Origin of the sequence: Zoogloea sp. (assembly GCF_028693495.1) — a bacterium.
Taxonomy (GTDB): Bacteria; Pseudomonadota; Gammaproteobacteria; order Burkholderiales; family Rhodocyclaceae; genus Zoogloea.
The window spans coordinates 1-2,932 of record NZ_JAQUVG010000178.1 but is presented as its reverse complement, the minus strand read 5'-3'; the positions used below and the strand labels follow the sequence as shown (position 1 = coordinate 2,932).

4 protein-coding genes and 1 tRNA gene are annotated in these 2,932 nt (G+C 64.4%); 1 reads left to right on the top strand and 4 read right to left on the bottom strand.

The features are described from left to right. Positions 1–64: 64 nt before the first annotated feature. Positions 65–155, bottom strand: a tRNA-Ser gene (locus PHD22_RS16850). 134 nt (positions 156–289) lie between these two features. On the opposite strand from PHD22_RS16850, the gene PHD22_RS16845 reads away from it, so the two are divergent. Further along, a complete protein-coding gene (locus PHD22_RS16845; RefSeq protein ID WP_299869587.1) occupies positions 290–1,087 on the top strand; it encodes an HDOD domain-containing protein in 798 nt (265 codons plus the stop codon). Between the two features lie 7 nt (positions 1,088–1,094). Here PHD22_RS16845 and rhtB read toward each other — a convergent pair whose 3' ends face one another. The 3 genes from rhtB to PHD22_RS16830 all read right to left on the bottom strand — a co-directional run. Then, positions 1,095–1,712, bottom strand: coding sequence for a homoserine/homoserine lactone efflux protein (rhtB, locus tag PHD22_RS16840; RefSeq protein WP_299869584.1), 618 nt, complete (start codon positions 1,710–1,712; stop codon positions 1,095–1,097). A gap of 38 nt (positions 1,713–1,750) precedes the next feature. Next, positions 1,751–2,482 carry a TonB family protein gene (locus PHD22_RS16835; protein ID WP_299869581.1) on the bottom strand — a complete coding sequence of 244 codons (732 nt, stop codon included), beginning with the start codon at positions 2,480–2,482 and terminating at the stop codon, positions 1,751–1,753. Beyond that, positions 2,482–2,932 (bottom strand): TonB-dependent receptor (locus PHD22_RS16830; RefSeq protein WP_299869578.1); only part of this gene is annotated, 451 nt, incomplete at its 5' end. The genes PHD22_RS16830 and PHD22_RS16835, both read right to left, overlap by 1 nt.

Below are 2,932 nucleotides of genomic sequence, written 5' to 3'. Positions count from 1 at the left end.
GCCCATGCTGGGCGCACGTAAAAAAGAAAAACCCCTTGAAAATCAAGGGGTTTTTCAGGAATCTTGGCGGAGAGGGCGGGATTCGAACCCGCGTCAGGGTATTACCCTGAACACGCTTTCCAGGCGTGCGACTTAAACCGCTCATCCACCTCTCCAAGAGAGAAAACGATTATAGACAAAATTAAGAAAAAGTCAAAGCGTTTTTAACAAGAGATCCCGGGCTACACTTCATGGCGCCCGCCAGCCTGAACGGGCCCATGAAACGAAACAGGCGGGAGGAGGAAAAGGAATGAGCAAGGACATGCTGGTGGAGGCAGTGCTCGCCAGTGGCGTCGTGCTTCCGGCACCCGGACCCGGCTTTATGCAGTTGCAAAAGGCGGCCGCTGACGAAAACGCAGGCCCCCGGGAACTGGCTGCGGCCGTCGTGGACGACCCGGCCATCACCGGTGCCCTGATGCGGGTCGCCAATTCTCCGGTCTTCCGGCCGCGGAGTGCCCCCCGGTCCGCATTCGAAGCAATTGCCATGCTGGGTCAGACGCGCAGCCTGGCAATCGCCGCCAGCACGACCCTGAAGGGGCAATGTGCGGGGCTGGACATGAAAGCGGTTGAGAATATCTGGGCCGCGAGCGCACTGGCAGCGGAATGGTCGTTCACCGCTTGTCGGCGCCTGCCCTGCCGGAGCCTGGCAGACCTGGTGTACCTGACAGCCCTGATGCAGGATGCCGGCATTCCCGTACTGCTCAAGCGGACCTCGGAGCATGCCCACCTGTTCCACGGCAACAGCGTCGCGCTGGAAGCCGGCGCCCGGACCCTGGATGCCTTGAGCGGTTCGGACCATGCGGCAACCAGCTGTCTGGTGGCCCGCAACTGGAAGCTGCCGCCTGAAGTATGCGACGCAATCCGGCATCACCATGCGCCGGAAATGGCAATGAAGCTGGAGGACACTGCCCGACGGCTGGCCCTGTTGCTGGCCATTGGGCGCCGCCTGCGGGATGGCCCCTCACCGGACTGGACCGACTGGGCCGATCTGGTCAAGCTTGAGTTCGGACTCGGCGAAGACCACATCGCCAGCCTGGGAGAAGCCTGATCCCTGCTCAGGTGCGGGTGGCACTGGCCAGCAGAGCCCCCGCGCTGACGAAGAGTCCTCCGAACAGGCGATTCTGGATCAGGGCGGCACGCCGGCTGCGCACCATTCCCCGGAAACGGCTGGCCAGCAGCGCATAACAGGACATCACGGCCGTATCGATCACGCACATGGTCAGGGCCATGATCACGAACTGGGGCAAGCGCGGCAGCGCCGGATCGATGAACTGGGGCACCAGTGCGGCAATAAAGACGATGGCCTTGGGATTACCCATGTTCACAAGGATGCCCTGACGATAAAAATTGTGCCCGGACACCCTCCCCTCCTCAAGCCCACCCTCCTCCACGGGCGCACGCCAGCGCTGGATGCCCAACCAGACCAGGTAGGCGGCGCCCGCGAACTTGACCACAGCGAATGCGGTTTCGGACGTGGCTAGCAGCGCCCCCAGTCCAGCGGCGACCAGTCCCAGTTGAAGCAGCAGGGCCGTCTGCAACCCCAGGATTCCCCGCAGGGCCGGCCAGTAGCCGTGGCGGAGGCCGACGCTCATGCTGAGCACGGCGCCTGGACCGGGAGAAATCGCAACCACGAGGGTGGTGGCCAGGAAACCCAGCCAGAGGTGAAAGGACATGAAGAGCGCTCCAGAAACAGGAGTGAAGCATCACCGATTCAGCCGGCACTGTCACCTTCAAGGTTGAAGCGGACCGGGACAATCACCGCCCCCTCCACAGCCTCCCCCCCCCGTTTTGCGGGGGTGAAACGCCAGTGCCAGACCGCAATCGTCGCGGCTTCATCCAGGGATTCATGGCCGGAGCTTTCCCGGACCTTCACCGAGATGGGGATCCCCTCCGCTGACACCTTCACATCCAGACGCACGGTTCCCTGCAAACCACGCCGACGCGCCATCAACGGATAAGCTGGCTTGGGATTGTGGAGGTAGCTGGCACCAAAACTCGGAGGGGAATAGCTGGGCGAGGCGGCCCCCGTCGGCGTGCCGCTCACTGCACCGCTGGCAGCGGGACCTGCCGTCGCGGCACTGCCGGCGGGTACAGCGGCGGAGGCGGGACTGGCTGCGGTCGTCACCGCAACCACGGGCGTCGGCGCGACCTCGCTGGGCGGAGCCGGCTTCACCACCGGCTGAGGAAGATGGGCAGGCTGCGGAGAGGCCGCCAGCCTGGGGGACTTGCGGGGCTGGGGGTCCGGCTGGGGCGGCGGACGGGAGGCCTTGTCCCGGAGCGGCTCCGGCAGGTGGGCAAGCGGCGCTTCGGAAACCAGACGGGCTTCCATCAAGCGAGGAGGCGCCTCCGGCACCCTCGGGGTGGGCGCCCCCCCCAGGCCCAGCACAAGACCGTGGGCAATGAGGGAGGCCATCACGCCATAAAGGACACCCTTGTCCACCATCACAGGCTGACACGCAGGGTAAAACGCAGGCTGCGCGGTTCAGCCGGGTGGGTATGGATGTCGGCAACGGGGAAGCGTTCGGACTTCAACTGGGACTCGTAGTAGTAGTCAATGTCGCTGGCGCGGCGATTGAACAGGTTCAGCACGTCCGCGGACAGGCTAATGTGCCGGTCCACGCGGTAACCGACCTTAAGATTGGTCAAGGTCGAGGGGATGGATCGTACCGAATTGTCCTCGATCAGTGGACGTGAGGCGAAATGTCGCAGGCGCAGGCCCCCGAACCAGCGGCCGCCGGGATCACAGGTGACACCGAGGGAAGCCATCTTTTCCATGGCGCCGGGGATGCGACTGCCCGCCGCATCCCCATCCCGGAAACGGGCACTGGACGCCGCAAGATCGGCATCGACGGTCACCCCCGGCAGCACCATCCAGAAGTGGGCCCACTCAACC